This is a genomic window from Borreliella bissettiae DN127, from assembly GCF_000222305.1.
Classification (GTDB): domain Bacteria; phylum Spirochaetota; class Spirochaetia; order Borreliales; family Borreliaceae; genus Borreliella; species Borreliella carolinensis.
In genome coordinates this window covers 809,919-836,102 of sequence record NC_015921.1, presented here as the reverse complement: position 1 = coordinate 836,102, position 26,184 = coordinate 809,919, and the positions used below count along the sequence as shown (strand labels likewise).

Genomic DNA, 26,184 nt, shown 5'->3' with positions numbered 1-26,184 from the left:
TCCATAGTATAATTAATATCTCATTTCAATTCCTAAGAAAAATTTAAATCCAGAATAATATTTGTAATAACTGTTAGCTTTATCATTGTCAAAATAAAAAGGATAAGCTATTACAAAAGACAGCGGCAATTGAGGCAAAAGACTTCTAATTCCAGTTCCCCAGCTAAAAGCAAAACTACTAAAAGGTCTAAACAAAGAATTTTCTTGCCCTTCTAATGAATAGGAAGCAAAATCTATAAAAAAAGCATCCCAAACTAAAATATTTTTTAACAAAGGAATAGATATTTGCACGGTATTTACAAAAGAACTATAAATATTTTTCAAAATCCCCCAACCTCTAGCCTGCATAAAATTTTCACTAAGAATTATGTGGTGATGGGGCTGAATTTCAATTTCAAAACCATTGCCAAGAGGAGGCAATATATTTGAATAGACACTCCTTAAGGTCAAAATAATATCAAAATAAGGGGTAAATACATCCTCATATCCTAAAAGAGAAAAATATCTCTCAAAGGTTGTAGAAGATTTAACAAAATGGCTCTGGCCAAATAAAAATCCACCAAAAAAATCAAACTGCTGCTTTAGTAAAAATCCATTATTAGATAAAGAAGTAGAATTTCTTGTATCCCAAGCCGCGCTTAAACTAAGAGAATTTTCAAATCTAAAAGTTTTATAATTATCTCTTAAATAATAATTTGAAGGCCTGTTAACCTCATTGTCATAAAAAACATATTTCAAAGCGGTTTGCAAAGTACCAAGAAGGGTTTGCTTGCCAAGATAATTAGAAAAAGTATATCCTGTAAACGTTCCAAAACTAAGCTTAAGTAAAGAATAATTCATGGCATTAAAATCAGAAAAGCTTTTAGCATCTCGATATTCTTCCCAGCTTGTAAATGGATCAGGAACTTCCCTTTTGCCAGAAAAAACAGGTCCATTAATATCCTGATAAGCAGTATTAACAGAATGTGAAAAATCTATAAATCCACCCACAGTCCATCTTTTCTGTAAAAACCAATTATCTCTAAATGTCAAACTAAGGCTTTGCTCTAAAAAAGATAAATTTAGCCTTGCGGCAAAATAATAGCCTTCACCTAAAAAATTAGAAAGCTCCCATTGCCCAAATACTGAGAATGGAAACGAAGAATTTGCATTGCCTCCAAAATTCATACCAAATCCAAAATTACTTGTTGCTCGCTCTTCAATGTTTAAATTTATTTTCATAAGCCCTTCTGTATTGCTCGGAACAATATCTGGAATTACATTTGAAAAATAACCAAGCTGCTGTAAATTTGCCATGCCCATCTTAAACTTGTCCAAACTAAAAACATCTCCCTCTTGAAGAGGGATCTCTCTAAGTATTACATGCGAAGCTGTATTTTTATTTTTAGAAACAGTAATAGACTCAATATGGGCTTTATCCTTTTCTGAAATTTTAATTAATAAATCAACAAACTCCCCTCTTATCTTTTGTGAAGGAATAATTTCTGTAAAAATATACCCTTCCTTAAAATAACTCTCCTTAATTTTGGTAAAATCTTGCTCAAATTTAGAATTATTAAAAATATCACCTTCGCTAAAGGTAATAAAACTTTTTAATTCTTCTAGACTAAAAACTGAATTACCAGAAATTTCAAGTTTTCCAAATCTAAAAACATTGCCTTCTGAAAGAAAATATTTCAAAAAAACTTCCTTTTCCAATCTTTTAGAATCTTTAAGAGAATCTTTAACATCAACAGTACTATTGATAATCTTTACATCAATATATCCATTATTTTTATAAAAAGACTCTAGTTGACGCTTGTCCTTATCAACATTACTTTTTAAATATTTACCATCTGAGAAAAGAGACACTACTCTTGATGCTAAAGATTTTCTCAAAGTACTGTTTTTAAAGCTTAAATTTCCTTCAAAGTCAATCCCTTTAACAACATATTTGGGTCCAGCTAATATATTAAAAATAATATCAACTAAATTTCCTTCTTCTTTGATTTCAAAATTTGCAGAAACATCAAGATATCCCATGTTTTTATACATCTCTTCAAGTTTGTCAATACCTTTATTAACACTTGCAAGATTTAAAGGCTCATTGGTCTTAATATTTACCTTCTCAATAAGTTCACTATTCCAAAAAACTCTACTGCTATCAAAAAAAACAACAGAATTAACTAAAGATTTTTCTTTTACAATAAACGTGATAAAAAGGTCCTCACCGTCTATTTTAAACAGAGGCTTAATAAGCCCAGAAAAATAATCAAGAGAATAAAGATCAACTTGCAATTTATCAAAAATTTCATTAGAATATGCCATGCCAATGTAAGGTTTTAAAATATCAATAAAATCTCTCTCCCCCTTATTCTTAAGTCCTTCAAAACTAATACCCTTTATTATTTTCCCTTTATAATTTTCAACTTGACCAAAACTAAAAACAACAAAAAATATTAAAAAACTTACAAAAAACAAACCTCTAATTGAACCCATCTTAACCTCTTAACAATTTAATATTTAAATTTCCAAGAAATGCCTATATTATTTCCTATTCCATCTAAACCTTTTTTCATAAAATTGTAATCAAACTCATAATTAACCAAAAAAAATGGAGAATCAAACTCAATACCCAAATTGATAACAAAATTTAAATCTTTTGAAAAAGGAGTCATTTGTTCTTTCAAAAAACCAAAGCCCCCACTAATAAAAACACCTTCAACCAGATATTTACCCACTTTAACACTTGTATTGTCAAGAACATCAACAAAAGTAGGATTCCCGATTTTGAAAAAATTACTATTAATAGAATTCTTCAATATATCTGTCTTTATACTCAATAAGTCTAAGTTTAATACAGAACGCATATAATCTTCAATGGGTTGAATTAAAAAATCAAGAGCAATATCACTTACTATTCCAATTGCCATTTCAGCAGCATTAGTCCCTGCCGATCGCAATCCTCCCTCTCCCTCAGTCGCCCCTATTGTTGAGCCTGAAAGCAAATATTTAATCTCCTGCTCATTTTTAGAGGGATAAGACATAAACTCAATTTTCCATAAACTTAAAGGACTATCAATACTTATTGTAACAAGCAGCTTATCATTTCTATCCTTAATAGTATTTGTAGCCTCCGCCTTTATCCATGGATCAAATTTAGCTCTGCTCTCATTAAAGGATATATAAGAGCCACTTTTAAAGATAAATTTTTTATTATTATAATTAACAAAACCACTTGCAATATTCAAATCACCCTTAATAATAAAATCATCGGTTTTTGTATCAGATTTTATTATAAGTTTATCCCCCCTTGAAATAGTAGCTTGTAAAAAAGAAATATTACTATCTGGCCAATGAAAAGTAACACCACTATCAAAATTTATCTCAAGATCAGTTAAAATATCAAAATCTAGAAGATTAATATCAACTATTTGCGGTCTTTTTGATCGTTTGAAAGGATTTATTAATAAATCAACAACAGAACTTTCAAGAGAATAAACCCAAGCATTTGAAATATTTAAAATGCCTTTAAACATAATTTCATCAGCATTTCCTTCGATTGAAAAATCGCCTAAAGCATAGCCTGTAAAGCTTACGGCAATTTTGTCAAATTTAATAGGAACTCCCGTTCTACCAGTCACATTAATATCTATTTTGTAATAATCAATAATAGTATCACTTAAAAAATTTAAATTTAAACTAGTAGAAACAAAAATCTTAGAATATCGATCTAGGTTAAACTCATTACTAAAAATGATTTTATTATCCTGAATTTCAACCGGCATATCAAATATTTCTAAAGCTCTATCACCACCGAACTTTCTAGAAGCTCTTAAATACTCAGTGCTAATTGATCCTTTTTGAATATTTAAACTTCCATTAATATTAGGATTATACAAATCCCCATCAATATCAAATTTGCCATTTAAAACAAGATCATAAAGAATAAACTGATTGTCAACATTAAATAAAGAATGTGAATCCAAAAAATCTTTGGTGATTATTTTTGAATCAAATTTAATATCTCTTACACTTCCAAGAATTTTATTTTTAATTATTTTGCCTGACGAATTAAAACTAAGAGGCAAATAATCTTTTAAAATAAAGCTATATTCTCCGCTGCCATAATGGTATAAAACATTAATAAGATCATAATCAATTGAGGTCATATTAAATTTTTCAAAATCATTACTAAATTCAATCGTAAGATTGGATAAAAATTCATTTTTATATTTAATATCTCTAAAGAAAAATTCACCCTCTGTTTTGGTTTTCAAAACTCCAAATTGCTCTTCATCTCCACTTTGGAAGTTTCTAAAATTTGCATTAAACTTATAAGAAAACAAGTCGCTATTAAAAATTATATTAGATACGCCTATAGAACTGCTTAAATCGTATCTTAGGCTTCCAGTAAGAAACTCTTTTTTATTGCGCTTGGCTTTTATATCATATATGTTAAGCTTATTGTCCAATAATCCTAAATTCATAGAAAACTGAACTGGAACGCCCAATAAAGTTAATTTATCTGCCTCAAGATATCCACTCAAGGAATAATTTTTAAAATCATTCTTTTTAAAATTTAGCAAAAAATTACCATTAACCTTTCCCTCTAAAAGGGATAAAGAATTAAAATTGTAAAAATCTAAGTCTTGAAATTTAAGCAAAAAATAACTTCCATATTCATCGGAATTAATTCCTAAAAAATATCTCTCTGAATTTAAGCTAGAAAATAGATTCAAACTTCCATTAAAATTATCTTTTAAATTAAATTGTCCATATCCTTGCAAATTTGAAAGTTTGTTTATAAGTTTAACATCAGAAATGTACAATCTATCATATTCATATAAACCCTTAAAACCAAAACTGAAATTATAGGCAGGTATTTTAGAAGCTTTTATTATATTAAACTTATCTATTTTAAATTTCAAATCTTCATTAAAGCCTAAATAATTTCCATTAAAATTTATATTTATCAAAAGATCAGAAGTTTTATTGTAAACTCTAAAATTATTAACATTAAGGACATAAACTATTTTAGAATCAAAATAATTAAAATCTAATTTGATACCAAGAGGAGATTCGGCAACAATAAACTTATCTTTAAGATTAAAATTAAAATGCAAAGGATAAACTTTGTTCAAATAAGAAAAATTCGTACTAATATTAAATCCACTTTCAAGTAGCTCAACAAACAGACTGGAATGCAAATTGTGATCATTATACTGCAAATCGAAATTGTTTGATTTGTAAAATTTTTTTTCTCCACTAGCATCAAACACAAATTTAAAATTGTCTAACTTTGAAAATACCATTAAATTGAATTTTTTTAATTTATTTTTATGATAATCAAATTTATTTAAATTAAAATCAGAAATTAAATTTAAATACTTACCTGAAAATAAAGCCTTGGGAAAAAGATTTATTAAGTGAGAGCTGGGAATAACTTCTTTTAAAAAAAGCAAAGGAAATTCTTTAATGCCCAAATTAAAAGAAAATTCTTCATCATTAAGATCTCCTTTTAAAGAAATTTGAGATTCTTTATTTTCCAAATAAATCAAATAGTCAACAAAAATTTTATCCTTTAAAAAAGAAGTTTTTAAACTTAAATTTTGAAAACTAAGATTTCCAAGACTAAAATTATCAGACTTAACCAAAAAAATATCTTTATCTTTATTAAAATCCAAATACCCATTTAGATCGTTAAAGTTTAAAATTTTTGCAGACTTAAAGTTAAGACGCCCTATTGGAAGCAAATCTTTAAGAGAATAATAACCTTTATAGTTTACAACTCCCCTTTTAAGCTTTAAAAAAGCATTCTTAACACTTACAATTCTATCATCCCCCTTGATTTCAAGCTGTAAGCCTTGAATTTCTTTGCCTATAGTGTCTACATTTAAAGACGAATCTATTATTCCTGCATATCTTAAATCTTTATCCTTAAAATCATAAGAAAATGCCAATTGACCATTTAAACTTATGTCAAAATAATCTTTATAAACTTCAAAACCTTTGTTTAGCTTAATCCAATCTAAAAGATTAATATTGAAAAATAAAGCATCTAATTGAACAAAACCATTGGCCTTATCATAACTTAAATTAAAATCAAAATTCTCTCTTCGTAAATTAAAAATTTTTAAATTTCCTTTTGAATAATTTATTTGGAACCCTTGCTCAAGTAAAGAAAAATAACTTGTTTTAAGCTCAAAAAAACTAAAATTAATATAACCATCCTTAAAGCCTTTTTTGAATTTCCCCTCAAAATAGAAAGTTGAATTTAAAATACCATCATCAACTTTTTCGGATGGCAAATTAATTTCTAAATTTTTAACAGCACTAAAATCAACTACAGAGCTAAATAAAAAATCTTCATCTACGGTACTTAAGGAAAAATTTTTAACTTTAAAATTCAACCAACTACTATTATTAAGCTTAATATTAATATTGATATTTTCTAAATTAATATTTAATCTATAAAGATAGTTTAAAATTTTATTTAAAATTACATTGCCATTGTCAGGATAAACATTGCTAGGATTTAAACCACTAGATAAACTAAAGTCGTTTATATCAAAATTAAAATTACTCCCTTTAACATAAACATTTAAAATAATATTTTCATCGCCTAAAATTAATTTAAACAAATTTAAATCTACCCTAACAATATCTATTAATATTTTATCTTTTCCATCCAAGCTTAACTCTAAACCGTCTATCTTGATTGACGACAAGAAATAAGGTGAAATTTTATCATATTTAATGCTAAAGCCAAATTTTGATTCAAGATATTTTATAGCAAAAAACTTTGCAGAATAAATTTGAACTTGAACAAATAGATTAATTGAAAAAATTATTAAAACAAAAATAAAAAATGGTAAAATCAAGAATAAAAATGTCTTATTTCTCAAAAACAACAAATTCATAAACTCATATATCGATAATTATTATTATATAATAATTATCGATAACCTAATTATTATTGACAACAAAAGAAAGGAAGAAAAAATATTTGTGATTAAAATATTGAAAAACTTTTATTGCATAGAAGGAATTGATGGAAGCGGAAAAACAAGTATCACCAATAAACTAAAAACTCTTTGCAACGATGAATCAAGGTATTATTTTACAAAAGAACCATCAAGCGGAATAATTGGAGAAATGATAAGAGAACAATTAATGAATTTTGAAAATCCTTTAAAAGAATCAACATTTGCATATCTTTATGCTGCAGATCGACACGACCATTTATATAAAAAAGGTGGAATAATAGAAATTTTAAACACAAAACCCGTAAAAATAATAACTGATCGCTATTTATTCTCATCAATTGCCTATCAAGGAAAATTAGGATATGAATTAAATAAAAATTTTCCATTGCCTGAAAAAGTATTCTTTATTGAAACAGATCCAAATATAGCTTATGAAAGAATACAAAAAAATAGAACACAAAGTGATCTTTTTGAGCTTGAAAAATACAAAACTTTTGAACAAATTACTCTAAAATACTTGAAAACATTTAAAAAACTGGAAAAAAAAATTAATGTGATTTACATTGATAATTCAATAAAAGATAATTTAGAAGAAAACGCAAAAAAAATTTTTAATCTAATAAAATTCTAATATAATTAATCATATGATTAATTATATCTTTAAAAACGCCACCTTCCAAATAAATTTAATTTTATTTCTCTTAATTGCAGTTGTAAGGGTAAATGCATCGTCCAAATTTTATTATGCAGAACAATGGTATGTAATCTTTAACTCTCAAATGAAAAAGAAGCCTGAAAACTACAAAAAAAATATATTTTTTCTTCAAAAAGCCTTAAAATACCCATTTGGAAATCCAAAATACTCATTAACTAAAATAGAAACTAAAAAACAGTGGGAAAAATATAAACTTCTTTTCAAAATGCATATAAACTTGCTTTTAGTTAAGCAAAATTTATATTTAGGAGATCTATTCGATACAAGAAATTTATATTTTTTCAAAACTCCAGAAAAAAATGGAATTATTCTCAATCTAGAAAAATCAAAAAAATTGTATCAAATGGCTATTAATTACTACAATGAAGCACTAAAATACCACAAAAAACTTGAAAATTACAAGTCTGTTAAGCTGGAAAATGATGGAATAACAAACTGGGAAGATGAATATCATAAAATTTCTCTTAAAAAGCTTAATTACTATGACATTCTTAAAAAAGAACTACTAAGAATTGACGAAACTAAAGCATTTTTTGAACAAAGACCAAACTATTATTAAAAAAATCCTTTGCCGTCTTTGGAATAAAAAATTTTATTTATATAATCCTTATTTAAAGAAAACTTAAAAACAAGATCTTTAAAATTATCTTTACTCAAGATGCTATATTCTGAGAAAAGAGTTATTAACGCTCTTTCTGCCAAAAAGGGCAGTTCTAAAATATTTCTTAAAATTTCAGATCTAAATACACACGCTTTTTCACTAGCTAAAGAATTTACAAAATTTGAATTTTCAACATCAGTGCTTAACGCTACAACCTCATTTTCAAGAAATTTTTTATCCCCTTCTGAATACAGCAAAGCAAATGGCTTTAAAAAAGAAAAAAAATATTCCTTGCCTACAAGATAATGATGCATTGAACATCTTGTAGAGTAATTTGGATAAATAGCAGATTCAATCTCTTCATCGCCACCAACAATAAGCAAAGGATCAAAATAAGGAGCTGGAATTTCTTTATTGTTGTAAAAATAATACCTATACGAAAAAAAAGATTCTTCCATGCAATCAATGTGCCCACAATAAGCTCCAAGCTTATAAAGCTTATCTGAATATTCTACCAAAAGCTTAGCAGTATCATTAAAAGATTCTTTTCTAAAATTATAAAGCAGTGTAGGCAATATAAATAAAATATTCTCATTTAATGAAATTTTATTTAAAACAAAAATTAAACGTTCATCATAAAAACATGCCTCATCAATAATAAAAGTGCCACAATTGGGGTTAGAAGCTATTAAATTTTCAATATCAAAAGAGTTTTTAGCAAAACCAATCTCATCAATTTTATCTTTTCCGCCACCTCTATATGGTATTACGTTTTCTGGATAATCTTGAAACCTTCTCTTATCGAGAAAATTTCTAATAAAAAATACATTAACCCTGCTTCTATTTCCTTTAATAATATTGCCCAATACCTTGAGAGATTTTTTTCTTACAACAAGCGAATCTTTATAAATTTTTGCAGCATATTCTGTTTTTCCACTTCCCATAGGTCCAACTACAAGAATTAAGTTTACCTTAATTTTAAAATCAAAATGACTGATATAGACGATGTTATTTAATTTAGTATCTTCTTTATTAGCAAAATCTAAACAAAAGCCCAAAAATCCCCCTAAAGTAAATTAAAATTCAATTATACAAATAAAGAACAACAAAAAGCATTAACATTAAAAGTCGAAAAATTAATAACTTAGAATTCCATTAAAATTTTTATTCAAAAGAATAAAAACTTTCAAAACTATCATCATCCAATAAAGCTTTCTTTATTTTTAGTTTATTTTTCTCATAAATCTCAATATAATTGAATTTTTTAGAACCATTAACTTTTCTATAAATTGAAACCAAACTTCCAACCACATAATTTTTAATTTCTACTAAATTAGATCCAAAATATTTTTTTTTACTTATTAAGCTTGATCTAATATCTAAAGCAGAGGTTTTTTCAAAAAATACATTTAAAGCATTTGGAATAAAAAAATCTTTAATATCAAGCAAGAACAACTCCCTAATTCCAAGACTATTTAAATTGCAACCCAAATTATTAAAAAGATTGCACTTAAAAGTATGTAAAGCAAAGGTATAAACATCCCTTTTATCAGGATATTGAACCTCAATCATATCAACGTAAGGGTAAACAGAATAATTTATTTTATAACCAAGCAAACTATTCTCATAATAAACTGGAGACTTGTCTTTAAAATAAATTTTATTAAAATATTTGCTATTTAAACTAAATTTGTTGTCAAAATCTACTATTCCCGAAAAAATACCCACTAAAACTCCATCTTTGAGTATGGCAACATTATTTTTACTATCAATACAATAAATTCCTGATAAACTTTTATAATCTTCTAAAAATTTACTCTTCATGTCGGGATCCTCTAAAAGATCATAAAACATTTTATATTCATTTATTGTCTCAGGAGGAAATTTTTTAAAAACCCTATAAGCTTCAGCGGGATCTAAAAGTTTGTATTTTAAAAAATAAATACCGTGAATTCCATTATATTCTTTAATTTTGTCCTTAAGAAAAGAAAACAAAGAAACAGAATTGTCATAATTAAAATTTGAATTTCTAAATATATAATTAATGTTTTCGGGTGTAAAGAAAAAATCTTCTTTTGATCTAATAGTATTAAAAATACTAAAAAAAAACCTATCTTCTTTTAAAAACCATTTAAAAAATAAAAAATCATTGCCATACAAAGAAAAAGCTTTAAATAAAATTTTTTTAAAATCATCTCCAAAACTTTCAAGTCTTCCAGAAGCTTCAAGTCTCATGCAAATCAAATCTTTATCTATTTGTAATTCTTCATTTAAGTTTCCATACAAAGCAATAATTTCTTCATACATACTCTTATTTTCATTTTGTCTTAAAAGCAATGCAAAATAATAAGTGTATACTTCTTTAAGAGTTGATACCTTAAAGTTATTAACATTAATTGCTTCTTTTAATAAATAAATTTTATCCGCTAAGGAAACATTTTCTTTTAATGAAAGCTCATAAAGAGAATCTGAGGATAGTAAATTGAAATCAAGAGATCCATAAATTAAATCATTTCCTTTTTGTAAATTGGAAAAATTTTTAGACTCATTGAAAAGAATATTTGAAATATCTTCATCTTCTTTGGCTGAAATTGCATATAGGTTTATAGAAATAAAAAGAATGAACATCACCTTTAAATAAAACATAAACACTTGCCTAACCTTTTGTATCTTCCTCCTTTACTTCTTTTATAGTAGATTCTGCTGAAAATAAATATTCATCTTTATTAGGCTCAAAACCCAAAAGCTCTCTTACTTCTTTGTCTGTCAAAGTTTCTTTTAAAACAAGTTCTTTTGCAAGCTTAACAAGTTGATCCTTGTGTTCTACAAGGATATCTGATGCCTCTTTTAAACATCCTTCAAGTATTCTTTTTACCTCTCTGTCAACTTTATCGGCAGTGTTTTCAGAATAAGCTTTAGCCTTTGAAAACTCCTTTGGAAGGAAAATGGGTGCTTCATCGTCTACTAAAAATATTGGGCCAACTTCTTCACCCATTCCCCACTCAGTAACCATTTTTTTAGCCAAGCTAGTAGCTTGCATTAAATCATTTTGAACACCTGCTGTTGTAACGCCCAAATTTATTTGCTCACTAGCATAACCACCATAACATATCTTTATTTTATCAAGAATTTGGTGCTTGTTTATTGAAAGCTTATCTTCCCTTGGAAGAGAAAATGCAACACCAAGCGCTCTGCCCCTTGGAATAATGGTAACCTTATGAAGTGGATCAGCATGTTCAAGATAATAGTGAAGCAAAGCATGGCCTGCCTCATGATAAGCAGTCTCAAGCTTTTGCCTATCAGTAATAGTCATGGATTTTTTTGCAACCCCCATCAATATTTTATCTCTGGCCTCTTCCATATCCTTCATTAAAATTTCATCTTGATTATTCCTTGCGGCTATTAAGGCCCCTTCATTAATTAAATTTGCAAGATCTGCACCACTAGCCCCAGGGGTAGCCCTTGCTATTACTTGTAAATTAATATCTTTTGAAAGCTTTGTTTTTGAAGAATGAATATTTAATATTGCCTCTCTTTCCTTAACATCAGGCAAAGAAACTGTTACTTGCCTGTCAAATCGTCCAGGCCTAAGCAAAGCAGAGTCAAGAACATCTGGACGATTTGTAGCAGCCATAACAATTACATTGGTATGCGTTCCAAACCCATCCATTTCAACCAACAGCTGATTAAGAGTTTGCTCTCTTTCATCATGCCCACCGCCAAGCCCCGCACCACGACTTCTACCAACAGCATCAAGCTCATCAATAAAAATAATACATGGAGAATTTTTCCTAGCATTATCAAATAAATCTCTAACACGACTTGCTCCAACCCCAACAAACATTTCAACAAAATCAGAACCTGACATGTGGAAAAAACTAACCCCAGCCTCACCGGCAACGGCTTTGGCAAGCAAAGTCTTGCCAGTACCCGGAGAACCAACTAAAAGCACTCCTTTGGGGATTTTTGCACCTATTTTTTCAAATTTTTTTGGATTTTTAAGAAATTCAACAACTTCATGAAGCTCTTGTTTAACCTCTTCTTGACCAGCCACATCTTTAAAGGTGATTTTATTCTTTCCAGCTTCATACTTTTGTGCGGTACTTTTCCCAAATGTAAAAACTTTTCCACCGCCACCTTGAGTTTGACGAAATATAAAGAAAAAGAAAATAAAAAATAAAATCCATGGCAAAGTTTGTAATAAAACTCCAATCAGAGAAGCTTGACTTTTCCCTGAGCTAAGCTCTACTTTTTTACTTTTTAGTTCTGAAAGTAAATTTATATCAAGATAGGGAATACTGGTAGAAAAATAAGACTTTGCAAAGTTAGAGCCCTTGACAACAAATTGAATCAAATTTTTATCAATTATCACTACAGACTCAACTAAGCCATTGTCTAAATAACTCTGAAAAGTACTATAAGGAACATTTTTATAGCTTTCCCCTCCCCTTATAAAATATGACATAAATATCGCTGAAATTAGAAAAACAACAACAAGTCCTAAAATCCAATTTTTATTCTTCTTTTTATTATTAGATTTTCCATTATTATTCATATTATTATTGCCATTCATTCCTTTAAAAGCCCTCCAATCAAAGATATACTAATTTTTTTAAGAATGCTTTTTTCACTCCATACTAAGTTTAAAGTATTTAAATCAACAATTCCAATTAACCTGTTATCCAATGCTAACAACATTAAATAACCTGGATTACACCTTATAAACTTAGAAAAAAATTTTTTTGCTTTAAATCTATCCTTAAAAAATTTATACCTAAACTCATAAGAACAACATTTTAACCTTGATACAGTAGCTACATTACACTCTAAATATTTTAGCAAAATCTTACCTAAAGATAAACTATACCATTTGCCAACTTCCAAAATAAAATCAAAAGGTTTGTAAAACTTTTCATCCCTTTTAAAAATTAAATTAATTTTATTATGCCTTTTTTCTAAAAAAAAATCATTGGTTTTTAACAAAACATTATTTTTTTTTCTACCAATCTCTACTTTAAACACCTCATTAAGAGCCTTATAGGAAATTTTAGCTACAATTCCTTCTGAATTTAAAATTTTAAAAATCAATCTAAACACCAAATATTTAGGAAAATCCAAAAAAGTTTTCAAATCAAAAGAATAATAATATTTGCCTTTCTCAACAGGAAAAAATTCATCTTTTTCAAAATAATCTGCAAATTCCTTTGAAAATTCAGATATTCTTTTAAGACATTTTTCATATCCTTTAAAAACATTTTTTATAGCGGGTAGTAAATTATTTCTAACCCTATTTCTTAGATATAAATTTTGAGCATTTGTACTATCAACAAAAACCTTAATATTATTCAAAGATAAAAAATTTTCAATTTCTAACCTTGAAACCTCAAGCAAGGGCCTTATAATGTTTCTATTGACACAAGGAATACCCGAAAGACCATCCAAAAAAGATCCTTGAAAAAATCTCATAATTATTGTTTCAATTTGATCGTTCTCGTTATGAGCAAGTGCAATATAATTTGCGCCATTTTCTTTAAGAGCATTTTCTAAAGCATTGTATCTGTATTTCCTTGCAAGCTCTTCAATAGATACTCCCAACCTAGCCGATTCACTTTTTATATCTATATCGCATTTTTTAATTTGCAAAGCAATATTGTAAAGATCGCAAAACTCCCTTACATGCTCTATCTCTTGATTTTGTTCATTATCAGATCTAATAAAATGCGCAAAATAAAATGCAATAACATTATTGCTCAAGTAATATTTCAAATTTAATAATAAAGTTGTAGAATCAGCCCCACCAGAAAAAGCAACAATAACTCGATTTTTATTTAAAGAATTTTTTTTATAAAATTTATCTATTTTAATTTGTATATTATCGTCTAAAAAATGCATTAAAAATTACTAGAATTGATTTTTTGAACCTTATTTTTAAAATTTGCCTCGCTAATATCAATCAGCTCATCACTTAAAAAATCATACAATTTTTCAAGCCTATCTATTTCATCCTTGCAGAATCTAGAAAGAACAAAACTCTTTATATCACGCATAACATTGCTTCCAACCCCAATATAAAGTCTGCTGTAGTTAGAGCTTCCAAGAACACTTGAAATTGACTTAAGGCCATTATGAGTAGACACACCACCTCGGTCTTTAAGTCGGCATTTCCCCAAAGGAAGATCAACATTATCAAGAACAACCAATAAATTTTTTATACACATATAAAAATCTGAAAATATTAAAGGAAATAAAGATCCACTTAGATTCATATAGGTCAATGGCTTCACCAAAATTACTCTTCTAGAAATCATTTTTAATTCTGAATATTCATATTTCTTTTTTCTCTTTAAAAAAAGGCCGTTTTTAGAAATAATTTTATCCAACAGAGAAAAACCAACATTATGCCTAGTTAAAGAAAATTCTAATCCAGGGTTTCCTAATCCAAGTATCAATAAACCCATAAAATCACTTTATAATAACAACTTCCAAATTTTCGTCATTCTCTGCAAGCCTAACATTAGAAGGCAACAAAAGATCTTTAAGAAGAACGCTATCCCCTTTATTAACAGGAGTTAAATCAAGCTCGATGAATTCTGGCAAATCCAAGGGCAAAGACCTTACCTTAACTTGCTCTTTTAAAACAGTCAAAATTCCACCCTCTTTAACCCCAACAGAAGCTCCAATAAGCTTAATAGGAACGTATTTTTCAAGCTCAACATTCTTATCTACTTCGTAAAAATCAATATGATAAATAAGCTTGCTGGCAATGTTTTCTGCAACATCTTTAACAAAAACGCATCTTTCAAGCTTGCCATCATCTAATATTAAGACAGTATTATCCGTAAACTTTGCAAATTTCTTATTAAATTCACTACTCTTAATTCTCAAGTGTGAAACATCATTGCCTTGCCCGTAAACAACGGCCGGTATTTCACACTTAGCTCTTATTCTGCGAGCATTAGAAGACCCAAAGCTTGATCTATATTGGCAACTTAAAATCCTGCTATTTTCCACCAAAAAACTCCTAATGTAAAATACTGGGACGGAAGGATTCGAACCCTCGAATGACTGGACCAAAACCAGTTGACTTACCACTTGTCGACGTCCCAAATATCTTATTAATACTTACAATTGACAAGCATACAAGATACAACGAGCTTTGTCAACAATTATCTAAAAATCTAATTCAAGCTCAAGATCGGCTGGATTTTCTCTTATATATTCCTTAAAGATAGAAGTTTGCAAAGCTTTTCTAAAATCCTGACTAATAGGGTGTACAATGTCTTTATATTCACCGACTCTAGTTCTTCTGTTGGGCATAGCAATAAATACTCCTTTTTGCCCTTTAATAACTCTAATATTGTGAAGAACCAAACAGTTATCAAAAGTAACTGCAACATATGCTAATAATTTAGAACCAGAATTTTTACTATCAACTTTCTTAATCCTTATGTCTGTAATATCCACTTATAAGCCTCCCGCAAAAAGTACATAACTTAAATCTAAAATATTTTCTATTTTTTGTAAACATATTTTTATGATATTTTTAGTTTTTTTAATTAATTTTAATTAAACAGTAATTAAGGATAAATAATAATTCCTTTGGACCATATTTTTTCAAGCTCATAGTATTCTCTGGACTTTTCGCTCATTAAATGAATTACCAAATTTGCACCCGAAACAATAGTCCAGTCATAAACCAACCCTTTTCCTTGAACATTAAGATTAATTTTTTTTTCTTTAAAAAATTCAATTATCTTATCAATATATAAAGCTTCCATTTGCTTAAATGATACAAAAGTAGCTATTATAAAAAAATCAGTCCAATTACAAATATCGCTAACATTAATACCTATAACATCAATTCCATTAAAATCACTTATTATTTTACATAAATCATTAATATCATTTACTTTTAACATATCTCCCATCAAAATCATCTCCTAAAATAACTATTACATCAGGATTAATATCAAGATTATCAAGTTCTAACAATCTTTTAGTTTGAACCTCAGAAATTGGCTTAATATTTGAAGTTTTAATTGCCTCTCCAACCCTAACAGCCATTTCTAAATTATCCGAATTATTTATAATCAAGGTATTTTTATAAGAATTTTTATCTGCATTGCCAAATTTTAAAACTTTAAATTTTAAAGAATTAAAAATATTTGCTGTTTTTTTTGCAAGTCCAACAACTTTTGTTCCATTTAAAACAACAATCTTTACTATCTCTTCTGCGCCCTCATTAACAAGCTCTTTGTTTAATTTATCTACCGATTCTTTTAAAATAGCGCCCCCATAATAAGGAAAAACCACCTTTATCAAATTATTATCATTATCCTTGAAAACCTCTTCTTGTCCTTTAATATTAATAGAAATAATTTTATCATTATTTATTTTATAATTTTTAACAATATATTTAAAAACAACCTCTGAAAGGTTAGTATCTAACATGGAATATATTTTAAAAAAATTGTCATTTTCAATGCCAAAATCTGAAATTTGAAAAAGAAGTCTTTTAAAAAACTCTTTAAAAAATTCAACCCTCTCTTCAAACTGATTAACATCATTAAAATATCTTAAATAATCATAAGCCTTATCACCATCAAAACTAGAAGTGCCAGAGGGTATTAAAATAGAATCCTCAAAGTTATAAACTTTTACTGGGTTTTTAACAAGAAGCCTAACTCCCCCTAAGTAATCAATAAGTTTAACAAAATTTTCTTTTTGAAAACGAATATAATAATCTGATTCATGAGATAGTTGTGTATAAATCTTAGATAAAAACTTATTAAAAGAATTTTTTTTATAAAGATCTTTAAACCAAGAGATATTCCCTTTTAAATCTTCATATCCAGTATGAATTGGGATATCTAAAAACCCAATATTTCCTGTTTTCATATTAATAAAAATTTCTTGCATGCTTACAAGATTCTTGTTAAAATCTTCTATTAGAAACAAAAAACTAATATTGCTCTTTGTATTAAGCTCGAAGTAAACCAACTCTTTTTTAGAACTTCTAATAAAAAAAATTACTACACTTGCTATTATCAGAACAATTAAAAATAAAAAAAATAAATCCTTTCTCAAATATTTACCTTTTTAAAATATAAATTATTATCTTTAATGTATTTTAACACACCAAAAGGCAATAAATAGCTGACAGGAAATCCATTTGCAATTCTATTTCTAATCTCTGATGAGGAAATTGGTATTATTTTATTATCTATATAAATATGCTTAAAAGAACTTTTAAGTTTCTCTTTGTAAATTCTGTGAGCAACAACAAGATCAACAGAACTTACAATACTTTGGGGGTCTTTCCATGAGTCAAAATTTTGAAAAAGATCATCACCAATAACTAAAAAAATTTTGTCGTTTTTGTATTTTTTTTTAACACAATAAATAGTATCAACAGTATAAGTTATGCCACCATTTATTATGTCACAATCATCTATAAACATTTTATCTTCATTTTCTAATGCAAGCCTGAGCATATCTATTCTATTATTAACACTAACATCCTCTCCAATCAATTTATGAGCTGGATTGCAAGTAGGAATAAATATTACCCTATCAATATTTAATAAATACTCTATTTCTTTAGCCAAAAAAATATGTCCAATATGAACTGGATTATAGGTGCCCCCCAATATTGCAATTCTCATAATTTCTTCCCTAAATCAAATCTTATATCCAAAAGCCAAGTCTTAAAAGTAAAAAGCCCACAATATAAATCAACTTTATTAAAAAATTTTAGCCAAAATAAAAAATTCTTTAATAAGCTCATCAATTCCTCTATTCTCATAAATAGAGATGCCAATAACCTTTTCTTTTCCTAAAGCTTTTATCAAGCAATCAAAATTTTTCTCAGAACCGTCCAAATCAAGTTTATTGGCAATAATAATTTTTTTTTTATTAAAAAGCTCATAGTTATAAGATTTTATTTCATTTAAAAGAATGCTGTATGATTCCAAAAAATCTGTCTCAGAAACATCAATAACCAAGGCTAAAATTTTAGTTTTAGCAATATGCTTTAAAAATTTAGTTCCAAGGCCTACTCCAAAGCTAGCGCCTTTAATTATTCCAGGAATATCTGCAATAATCAAATCATCATGAAAGCGCCTCAGCACACCAAGATGGGGAATCTTTGTTGTAAAGGGATAATTTGCAACTTTAGATTTTGCTGAAGTTATTCTATTAAGAAGAGAAGATTTGCCAGCATTAGGTAGACCAACAAGCCCAATATCCGCCACCAAAAAAAGCTCAAGGCGCACACTTAAACTACTGCCTGATTCTCCAGGTTGAGCAAACCTTGGCGCCCTTCTAACTGAAGTTTTAAAATTCCAATTGCCAAGACCGCCTCTACCACCTTTTAAAACAACAAATTCGTCATTTAATTTTTTAAGCCTACACAAAAGAGTTCCATCATTTTCATTATAAACCTCTGTATTTGGGGGAACAAAAAGAATTAAGTCTTTACCATTAGCACCACTTCTCTTAAAACCCATTCCGGGCTTACCATTTTCGGCACAAAGCACATGACCATTTTTATAAAAAGATAAAGTGCTAAGATTTTCTCTTACCTTAAAAACTACACTCCCACCACTCCCGCCGTTTCCGCCATCTGGACCGCCTTTTGCATTAAACTTTTCTCTTAAAAAAGAAACACATCCAGAACCCCCATTGCCCGAAACTACCGTTATATTTACAGAGTCCTTAAAGTTATACAAACTTTCTCCAATTTTTCAATAGAAACTAAAAATCTCCAATCTTTTCAATTAAATAAAACTAAACAATACTTACATATTTTCGTCCCTTCAAGGTTTTAAACTCTACCTTACCAGACGAAAGCGCAAATATTGTATAATCTCTTCCAAGACCAACGTTTTTGCCTTTATGAAATTTTGTACCTCTTTGTCTAACAATTATTTCTCCAGCCTTAACAAACTGCCCACCGCTTCTTTTAACCCCAAGTCGCTTAGATATAGAATCTCGTCCATTTTTTGAACTACCACCACTTTTACTTGTTGCCATTAATTTTCCTCCAAAACTAATTTAATATCATCAGGATACTCATATGACAAATCATTTATACCCCTAATTAAAAACCTGCTATAATAAAAAAGACTTTCTTTGCTCAAATCCTTAAAAAAGGGCTTAAATTCTAAATAACCCCTTTTTGAATTCTTCACAACAAAAGACTCACCTTCAAGATCAAGAACACTAAAAAAAGTTCTCAAAATAAAAGAAAAAGAAGCACAGACAACGTTAACATTATTTTTGCCTATAGCATGACCATTGGCCAAAAGATAAATGATTACATCGTCTTTTACTTTTACTAAAATATTAATCAATAAACTTAAAAAACTATTTCATCAACCAAAATATAAGAATAAGTTTGTCTGTGGCCAACCTTTCTCTCACTTGATTTTCTTCTTCTGTATCTGTAAGAAACAACCTTTTTATCTTTTTTATCTTCTTTATAGGTACATCTAATAAGAGAATTTACAACATAAGGCTTTCCTATTTTAACCTCTCCGTCTTTATTAACAAGCAAAACACTATTAAATTCCAGTTTATCTTTTTCAATAGGAGAAATTTTATCTATTTTTAAAAATTCACCCTCAATAGCCTTATATTGCTTACCATTTATTTCTACCAGTGCATACATACATTACCTCAACTAAACATTGTAAATTTAATAAAAAAGAAAAGTCAAGCATTAAACTAATTATACCTTACAAGGGAATTGACTTCATAACTTTCAAGACTTTGTCTACCATTAATACCACAAAGCTCAATAAAACAAAAAATATCTTTAACTCTACCTCCGGCTCTCTCTAACAAAATTGCAGACGACTTTAAAGTTCCGCCGGTAGCTAATATATCATCTATTAAAAGAATATTGGAATACGTCCTAACATCGTCTTTGTGTACCTCTATTCTCCCAAAACCATATTCAAGCTCATACTTTTCGCTAAAAACCTCTCTGGGTAATTTGCCCTCTTTTCGAATTAAAACAAGAGGAAGTTGCATTTTTAAAGACAAAGGAGCACCTATTAAATACCCCCTAGACTCAACAACAGCAATGCAATCGATCTTTTTTAAATTATAAAAAGAATATACATCATTTATTAATGAACTATAAACTTCAGGTTTTAGCAAAACACTAGTAATATCATAAAAAAGAACACCCTTTTTAGGAAAATCGGGTATTTTTGAAATAAACTGATCATAATACTCTGCCTTATTTTTCATAACCTACTTATCCCATCTATATGTTTATGTATTTTTTCAAAATAGCAAAACCAAAAGCCAAATTTATCTTTTTACAGGAGGCGCCGGAACAAGATTATGTAAAACTACTTTTGGTATTTCATCATCTTTAGCTCTTGTCCAAATTTTGCTTCTGCCAAAAATCCAAACTTTTCCCTTGGTAATAAGATTTCCGGTCTTACTATCAACACTCATCTCAGAATTATAAATTTTACCATTTTTAGGATCTATTATTTTACCTCCATCCCACCTTTTAGAAGAAGAAGAATACTTAAGACCCCACATAAAATCAAGACCCTCTATTGCAAGATTTTCAAATCCAACCACAGTGTCTCCTGAGGGATTTTTAGTATCATACTCTTTGCCATCTTTTATTACGGTTAAAATTCGGCCATAAATTTCTCCATTATATTTATAAATATAAATAATAGAATTTTTTATGTTGCTCACATCATTATAACCAACCCAATATCCTAAAACTTCATTTTCAAAATCAGGATTTTCATCCTTATTAACAATTTTTTTTTCATTTAAATCTTCTGAATTTGCAAACAAAAGCATTGAAAAACAAAAAAAAAGAAAAAACTTTGAAAAAAGTCTATTCATTAATCCTCCTTAAAACTAAATAATCCTAAATTATAGCTCTTTTTTTAAATTACTCATTTAAAGTGGCTAATTTAAAAATTAGCCACAAAACAAATTATACAACTTATCTTTATAATTTTAATTATTAAGATAAAAACCTGAACAAAAAAATAAAAAATTAAGTGAAAACACAATAAGTTAATTAATTGTTATATGGGACAATTAATGCTAATATTAATAAAGCTAATTGTCTTTAAGGATTTAACCGTGGTAAGAGGAATTTATACAGCTGCCAGTGGAATGATGGCAGAAAGGCGCAAGCTTGACACAGTATCAAATAATTTGGCAAACATAGATCTTATTGGATACAAAAAAGATTTGTCTATTCAAAAAGCATTTCCAGAAATGTTAATAAGAAGACTAAATGATGATGGCCTTTATAAATTTCCCAAAGGACATCTTGAAACAGCTCCGGTTGTAGGCAAACTAGGAACAGGGGTTGAAGAAAATGAAATATACACAGTATTTGAACAAGGTCCATTAAAAACTACTAGCAATCCATTGGATTTAGCACTCACCGATCAAGGATTTTTCGTAATACAAACTTCAGATGGAGAAAGATATACAAGAAACGGTTCTTTTACTATTGGAAAAGAAGGAATCCTTGTTACAAAAAGCGGATTCCCCGTTCTAGGAGAAAAAGGATATATATATCTTAAAAAAAATAATTTTAAAATAACACCTCAGGGGCAAATCTTTCACAATTCAAACTTTGAATCAAACCCCAAAAGACTTGTTAGTGAACATGAAAATTCTTGGGAAAATTATGAGCTGCTTGATACTATTAGAATTGTAAATTTTGAAAATCCCAGGTTTCTCAAAAAACAGGGAAATTCTTTATGGATCGACACAAAAACCTCTGGCAAGGCACAAGAGATTGATGTATCATTAAGACCCAAAATAGAAACAGAAACACTTGAGGCTTCCAATGTTAATGCTGTTAACGAAATGGTTTTAATGATTGAAATCAACAGAGCTTATGAAGCCAATCAAAAAACAATACAAACTGAAGACAGCCTCTTAGGGAAATTAATAAATGAAATTGGAAAATATTAAGGAGCATATTTTATGATGCGAGCATTATGGACAGCAGCAAGCGGAATGACTGCCCAACAATACAATGTAGACACAATTGCCAACAACCTTTCAAATGTGAATACTACAGGCTTTAAAAAGATAAGAGCAGAATTTGAAGATTTGATTTATCAAACCCAATACAGAGCAGGAACTCCCGCAACTGAAAATACTTTAAGACCACTCGGGAATCAAGTTGGACACGGAACAAAAATTGCTGCTACTCAGAGAATATTTGAACAAGGAAAAATGCAAGCCACCAATTTACTCACTGACGTTGCTATTGAAGGAGATGGTTTTTACAAAATTCTTCTGCCCGATGGAACTTATGCATATACTAGAGATGGATCATTTAAAATCGATTCTAATAGGGAGCTTGTAACAAGCCAAGGATACAAGGTATTGCCCAATATATTTTTTCCAGAAGAATATATCCAAAGCTCAATTACAATATCTGAGCAAGGAATAGTGTCAGTAAAAATTGATAATAACAACGACCCAATAGAGCTTGGACAAATTGAAATATCAAGATTTGTTAATCCGGCAGGACTAAGCGCTATTGGAAGCAATTTGTTTAAAGAAACAGCCGGATCAGGTCAAGAAATAGCAGGAATACCGGGAAGTGAGGGCATGGGAAGGCTAAGACAAGGCATACTTGAAATGTCAAATGTATCTATTGCCGAAGAAATGGTAACAATGATCGTAGCTCAAAGGGCTTATGAAATAAACTCAAAGGCCATTCAAACTTCAGACAATATGCTAGGAATTGCAAATAACTTAAAAAGGCAATAAAATAAAAAAAAGATTATTTATTTTTATTTTATTTTTCACAACAAGCTCAATTGTAAGCGCCGCTCATGATTTGTGCTTCAACATTACTCCTAGTAAGGCATATTTCTTTTCAAAGAAGTACTCAAAAATATGCAACAATCAAAGCTTATCAAAAATATATGTCCCACCACATTTAACAAAAAAATCAATAATTTTTGAAATGATTTATTACATCACAAAAAATTTATCAAATGAAAATATCTATATACTTCAATTCAACTTTGATGAATCTGAAATAAACATAGAAGATAAATTTTTCAAAAAAATAAAATTTAAAATAAAAAACAACAATTCATACAAAAATATTCCAATTCAAAAAACTCTGGTTTATTATGCAAAAAACTTTGAAAGCTATAAAAGACACAATTACATTAATATGTACATTGATATAATCGAGCCAATTATATTTGCAAAAGAAAATCTAAAAAAAAATGAAATCCTTAATGAGCACAATATATACTTTAAATACAAAATTAACACAACACGAATAAATGATGTTTTAAGTTTAAATGAATTAAACAATAGTAAATATAAAGTTATACGCAACATAATCAAAAATGAAGAGATAAGATTAAACAAAGTACAAAAAGAATAATTCCTTATTTTATCTTTCTCAATATAAAAATTATTAATTTTTATCTGTCTTAATACAGATAAACAGATAATATTTAACAAATCAAGGATTAATTAGTAATTTGACTAAAAAAATTTCATTAATTACAATAATTGATATAAAATAATAGATATTAAAGAAATAAAATAAATAGAGTAAAGAATGAACAAACTAATGTTGATGTTAACTGCATTTGCAACAAGTCTGCTAGCCCAAACAAAAACAGATTCAACAGGACTAAAAACAGATCAATTATTTAACAATAGCCTGTCTGAAAGCGTCAAATTAAAAGAAATTGCGAATATTTATCCCACAAATACAAATTTTTTAACGGGTATTGGAATAGTAGCCGGTCTTGCTGGAAAAGGAGACTCCACAAAACAAAAAGACCTTATAATTAAAATTTTAGAAGAAAACAATGCAATAAATGCAATAGGCTCTAATAACATAGAAAGCAAAAATATTGCAGTAGTAAATGTCAGCCTCCAAGTAAAAGGCAATACAATCAAAGGCTCAAAACATAAAGCTTGCGTTGCATCAATATTAGACTCAAAAGATTTAACAAATGGAATACTTTTAAAAACAAACCTTAAAAATAAAGAGGGAGAAATAATAGCAATTGCATCAGGAATTATACAGTCCAATAATAAATTAAAAGGATCTGGATATACTCTAGATAGTACAATAATAAATGAAAATCAAAATATCAACTACGGTTATAATATAATTCTTAAAAAAGGAAACTATACATTAATAAATAAAATTCATAAAATATTAACCTCTAAAAAAATCAACAACAAAATTAAATCAGATAGCACAATAGAAATAGAAGCAAAAAATATAAGCCTATTAGAAGAGATTGAAAATATTATAATAGAAACCAGCCCTAAAATATTAATAGACAAAAAAAATGGCATTATTCTAGCAAGTGAAAATGCACAAATAGGAACGTTTACATTTTCTATTGAAAAAGACGATCAAAACATTTTAAGTAAAAATAACAAAACAGCAATTCAAGTAAACTCAATGAAATTAAATGAATTTATATTAAAAAATTCCGACAATCTTAGCAATAAAGAATTAATTCAAATAATTCAAGCTGCAAAAAAAATCAATAAATTAAATGGAGAACTTATTTTGGAGGAAGTTGATGGAAACTAAAATTACTAAAATTAATTCACAAAATCTAATTAATTCACAAAATCTAAAATTTAAAAATCAAATAAATAATTTAAAAAATCCTGTAGAAATAAAAAAATCCTTTCAAAAAAACGAAGAACTTCGAAAAGCTTCTTTAGAATTTGAAGCTATGTTTATCAAACAAATGCTTGAAAGCATGAAAAAAACTCTTAACAAAGATCAAAATTTGTTAAACGGAGGCCAAGTAGAAGAAATTTTTGAAGACATGCTTTGCGAACAAAGAGCAAAACAAATAGCACAAGCTCAAAGCTTTGGACTTGCCGATTTAATTTACAATCAATTACAAAAAAAGTAAATAATTCGAAAAATATCCACCCCCAACCTCAAAATTATATCCAATTTAATTTAAAAATGGTTTTAAACTAAATTGGCACAATTTTTGCATGAAAGCTAAGTAGTAAAACTTAATCACAATATTCAAGAAAGGGGAGAAAATATAATATTATGAATATATTTAGCAACGAGGATTTAAACATATATTTAAAATCGGTAAGAGAACACAAACTAATTACTCACGAAGAAGAGATTAAACTTGCAGGACAAATACAAAGAGGCAATGCAAAAGCAAAAAATAAGATGATAAATGCAAATTTGCGACTTGTTTTAAAAATAATAAAAAGATATGCTGGCAAAAGACTAAAAATTGAAGACTTAATTCAAGAAGGCAACTTGGGATTAATAAGGGCTGCTGAAAAATATGACCCAAATAAAAATACCAAATTTTCAACTTATGCATCATTCTGGATCAAGCAGTCACTACAAAGAGCATTAAACACTAAAACTAGATTGGTAAAAGTCCCATACAGAAAAGAAAATCTAATACTACAAATAAATAAATATTTAACAGAAGAAGAAAAATCGCCCAAAAAAGAAGAAATAATGAAAAGATTCAATTTATCTCCTGCCCAGTATATAAAAATTATTCCTTATCTTGAAAAAGAATATTCTCTGGACAAAGAAATAGAGGGATCAGAAAATTCAACACTCTTGAATCTATACGAGGATAATTCTTTTAACCCCGAAATTACCCTTGAACAAGATTCAACTCTAAAACATTTGAACTATATACTTGAAACAAAATTAAATGAAAAGGAAAGATACATAATCAAAAAAAGATACAACCTAGACAATAGCCCCAAAAAAAGCACCTTAAAAGATATTTCAACAGAACTTGGAATATCATCAGAAACTGTAAGACAGATTGAAAAAAGAGTTCTTAAAAAACTAAAAGAAGAGATAAATTAACATTGACATTCATGAC

General features: G+C 28.2%; 26 protein-coding genes and 1 tRNA gene. 8 read left to right on the top strand and 19 right to left on the bottom strand.

From position 1 onward, the window contains the following. Nucleotides 1–12: 12 nt before the first annotated feature. Together bamA and BBIDN127_RS03980 are read right to left on the bottom strand one after the other, a co-directional pair. On the bottom strand, nt 13–2,478 hold the full coding sequence (gene bamA, locus BBIDN127_RS03985) for an outer membrane protein assembly factor BamA (RefSeq protein WP_014024002.1): 2,466 nt from the start codon (nt 2,476–2,478) through the stop codon (nt 13–15). 17 nt (nt 2,479–2,495) lie between these two features. Then, entirely contained in the window at nt 2,496–6,902 is a 4,407-nt protein-coding gene (locus BBIDN127_RS03980; RefSeq protein ID WP_014024001.1) for a translocation/assembly module TamB domain-containing protein, read from the bottom strand. Between the two features lie 88 nt (nt 6,903–6,990). On the opposite strand from BBIDN127_RS03980, the gene tmk reads away from it, so the two are divergent. Beyond that, complete coding sequence (tmk, locus tag BBIDN127_RS03975; RefSeq protein ID WP_014024000.1) at nt 6,991–7,599, top strand: dTMP kinase; 609 nt, start codon at nt 6,991–6,993, stop codon at nt 7,597–7,599. Between the two features lie 13 nt (nt 7,600–7,612). After that, nucleotides 7,613–8,242 (top strand): hypothetical protein, encoded by a 630-nt coding sequence (locus BBIDN127_RS03970; protein ID WP_094248966.1) that lies wholly within the window; start codon nt 7,613–7,615, stop codon nt 8,240–8,242. Here the strand turns inward: BBIDN127_RS03970 and BBIDN127_RS03965 are convergent. From BBIDN127_RS03965 to BBIDN127_RS03885, 17 genes are all read right to left on the bottom strand, one after another. Further along, complete coding sequence (locus tag BBIDN127_RS03965) at nt 8,239–9,342, bottom strand: thymidine kinase (RefSeq protein WP_044054983.1); 1,104 nt, start codon at nt 9,340–9,342, stop codon at nt 8,239–8,241. The genes BBIDN127_RS03970 and BBIDN127_RS03965 overlap by 4 nt on opposite strands. Nucleotides 9,343–9,448: 106 nt before the next feature. After that, the gene (locus tag BBIDN127_RS03960; protein WP_014023997.1) at nt 9,449–10,930 is read right to left on the bottom strand and encodes a hypothetical protein; all 1,482 of its coding nucleotides are present in this window, start codon (nt 10,928–10,930) and stop codon (nt 9,449–9,451) included. A 10-nt stretch (nt 10,931–10,940) separates the two neighbouring features. Beyond that, nucleotides 10,941–12,857 (bottom strand): ATP-dependent zinc metalloprotease FtsH, encoded by a 1,917-nt coding sequence (gene ftsH, locus BBIDN127_RS03955; protein ID WP_014023996.1) that lies wholly within the window; start codon nt 12,855–12,857, stop codon nt 10,941–10,943. Then, the gene (gene tilS / locus BBIDN127_RS03950) at nt 12,854–14,176 is read right to left on the bottom strand and encodes a tRNA lysidine(34) synthetase TilS (RefSeq protein WP_014023995.1); all 1,323 of its coding nucleotides are present in this window, start codon (nt 14,174–14,176) and stop codon (nt 12,854–12,856) included. Before tilS ends, ftsH begins: the two co-directional genes overlap by 4 nt. Beyond that, nucleotides 14,176–14,742 carry an aminoacyl-tRNA hydrolase gene (gene pth, locus BBIDN127_RS03945; protein ID WP_014023994.1) on the bottom strand — a complete coding sequence of 189 codons (567 nt, stop codon included), beginning with the start codon at nt 14,740–14,742 and terminating at the stop codon, nt 14,176–14,178. The genes tilS and pth overlap by 1 nt, the downstream gene beginning before the upstream one ends. A 4-nt stretch (nt 14,743–14,746) precedes the next feature. Then, nucleotides 14,747–15,295, bottom strand: coding sequence for a 50S ribosomal protein L25/general stress protein Ctc (locus BBIDN127_RS03940; protein WP_014023993.1), 549 nt, complete (start codon nt 15,293–15,295; stop codon nt 14,747–14,749). A gap of 23 nt (nt 15,296–15,318) precedes the next feature. Continuing rightward, nucleotides 15,319–15,390 (bottom strand) — tRNA-Gln (locus tag BBIDN127_RS03935). 64 nt (nt 15,391–15,454) lie between these two features. After that, nucleotides 15,455–15,748, bottom strand: a complete 294-nt coding sequence (gene spoVG / locus BBIDN127_RS03930) for a DNA-binding protein SpoVG (protein WP_002557374.1) — start codon at nt 15,746–15,748, stop codon at nt 15,455–15,457. Between the two features lie 113 nt (nt 15,749–15,861). After that, nucleotides 15,862–16,212, bottom strand: coding sequence for a ribosome silencing factor (gene rsfS, locus BBIDN127_RS03925; RefSeq protein WP_044054981.1), 351 nt, complete (start codon nt 16,210–16,212; stop codon nt 15,862–15,864). After that, the gene (locus BBIDN127_RS03920) at nt 16,187–17,371 is read right to left on the bottom strand and encodes an LCP family protein (RefSeq protein WP_014023990.1); all 1,185 of its coding nucleotides are present in this window, start codon (nt 17,369–17,371) and stop codon (nt 16,187–16,189) included. Before BBIDN127_RS03920 ends, rsfS begins: the two co-directional genes overlap by 26 nt. Beyond that, a complete protein-coding gene (gene nadD / locus BBIDN127_RS03915) occupies nt 17,368–17,949 on the bottom strand; it encodes a nicotinate (nicotinamide) nucleotide adenylyltransferase (RefSeq protein WP_014023989.1) in 582 nt (193 codons plus the stop codon). Before nadD ends, BBIDN127_RS03920 begins: the two co-directional genes overlap by 4 nt. 78 nt (nt 17,950–18,027) lie before the next feature. Then, complete coding sequence (obgE, locus tag BBIDN127_RS03910; protein WP_014023988.1) at nt 18,028–19,014, bottom strand: GTPase ObgE; 987 nt, start codon at nt 19,012–19,014, stop codon at nt 18,028–18,030. A 58-nt stretch (nt 19,015–19,072) separates the two neighbouring features. Beyond that, a complete protein-coding gene (gene rpmA / locus BBIDN127_RS03905) occupies nt 19,073–19,318 on the bottom strand; it encodes a 50S ribosomal protein L27 (protein ID WP_002656482.1) in 246 nt (81 codons plus the stop codon). Further along, the gene (locus BBIDN127_RS03900; protein ID WP_014023987.1) at nt 19,318–19,638 is read right to left on the bottom strand and encodes a ribosomal-processing cysteine protease Prp; all 321 of its coding nucleotides are present in this window, start codon (nt 19,636–19,638) and stop codon (nt 19,318–19,320) included. The genes rpmA and BBIDN127_RS03900 overlap by 1 nt, the downstream gene beginning before the upstream one ends. Nucleotides 19,639–19,643: 5 nt before the next feature. Next, nucleotides 19,644–19,955, bottom strand: coding sequence for a 50S ribosomal protein L21 (rplU, locus tag BBIDN127_RS03895; protein WP_014023986.1), 312 nt, complete (start codon nt 19,953–19,955; stop codon nt 19,644–19,646). Nucleotides 19,956–20,011: 56 nt separating this feature from the next. After that, on the bottom strand, nt 20,012–20,542 hold the full coding sequence (locus BBIDN127_RS03890; RefSeq protein ID WP_014023985.1) for an adenine phosphoribosyltransferase: 531 nt from the start codon (nt 20,540–20,542) through the stop codon (nt 20,012–20,014). A gap of 63 nt (nt 20,543–20,605) precedes the next feature. Then, nucleotides 20,606–21,166: a DUF2147 domain-containing protein gene (locus BBIDN127_RS03885; RefSeq protein ID WP_014023984.1), complete on the bottom strand. Its 561-nt coding sequence runs from the start codon at nt 21,164–21,166 to the stop codon at nt 20,606–20,608. 246 nt (nt 21,167–21,412) lie between these two features. Between BBIDN127_RS03885 and BBIDN127_RS03880 the strand changes: the two genes are divergently transcribed. From BBIDN127_RS03880 to rpoS, 6 genes are all read left to right on the top strand, one after another. Then, nucleotides 21,413–22,261, top strand: coding sequence for a flagellar hook-basal body protein (locus tag BBIDN127_RS03880; RefSeq protein ID WP_014023983.1), 849 nt, complete (start codon nt 21,413–21,415; stop codon nt 22,259–22,261). Nucleotides 22,262–22,273: 12 nt separating this feature from the next. Continuing rightward, nucleotides 22,274–23,071, top strand: coding sequence for a flagellar basal-body rod protein FlgG (flgG, locus tag BBIDN127_RS03875; protein WP_014023982.1), 798 nt, complete (start codon nt 22,274–22,276; stop codon nt 23,069–23,071). Between the two features lie 199 nt (nt 23,072–23,270). Then, nucleotides 23,271–23,705, top strand: coding sequence for a hypothetical protein (locus tag BBIDN127_RS03870; RefSeq protein WP_014023981.1), 435 nt, complete (start codon nt 23,271–23,273; stop codon nt 23,703–23,705). 180 nt (nt 23,706–23,885) lie between these two features. Continuing rightward, the gene (locus BBIDN127_RS03865; protein ID WP_014023980.1) at nt 23,886–24,884 is read left to right on the top strand and encodes a flagellar basal body P-ring protein FlgI; all 999 of its coding nucleotides are present in this window, start codon (nt 23,886–23,888) and stop codon (nt 24,882–24,884) included. Then, nucleotides 24,874–25,218 (top strand): rod-binding protein, encoded by a 345-nt coding sequence (locus BBIDN127_RS03860; protein WP_014023979.1) that lies wholly within the window; start codon nt 24,874–24,876, stop codon nt 25,216–25,218. The genes BBIDN127_RS03865 and BBIDN127_RS03860 overlap by 11 nt, the downstream gene beginning before the upstream one ends. A 149-nt stretch (nt 25,219–25,367) precedes the next feature. Beyond that, nucleotides 25,368–26,168: an RNA polymerase sigma factor RpoS gene (rpoS, locus tag BBIDN127_RS03855; RefSeq protein WP_014023978.1), complete on the top strand. Its 801-nt coding sequence runs from the start codon at nt 25,368–25,370 to the stop codon at nt 26,166–26,168. Nucleotides 26,169–26,184 lie beyond the last annotated feature (16 nt).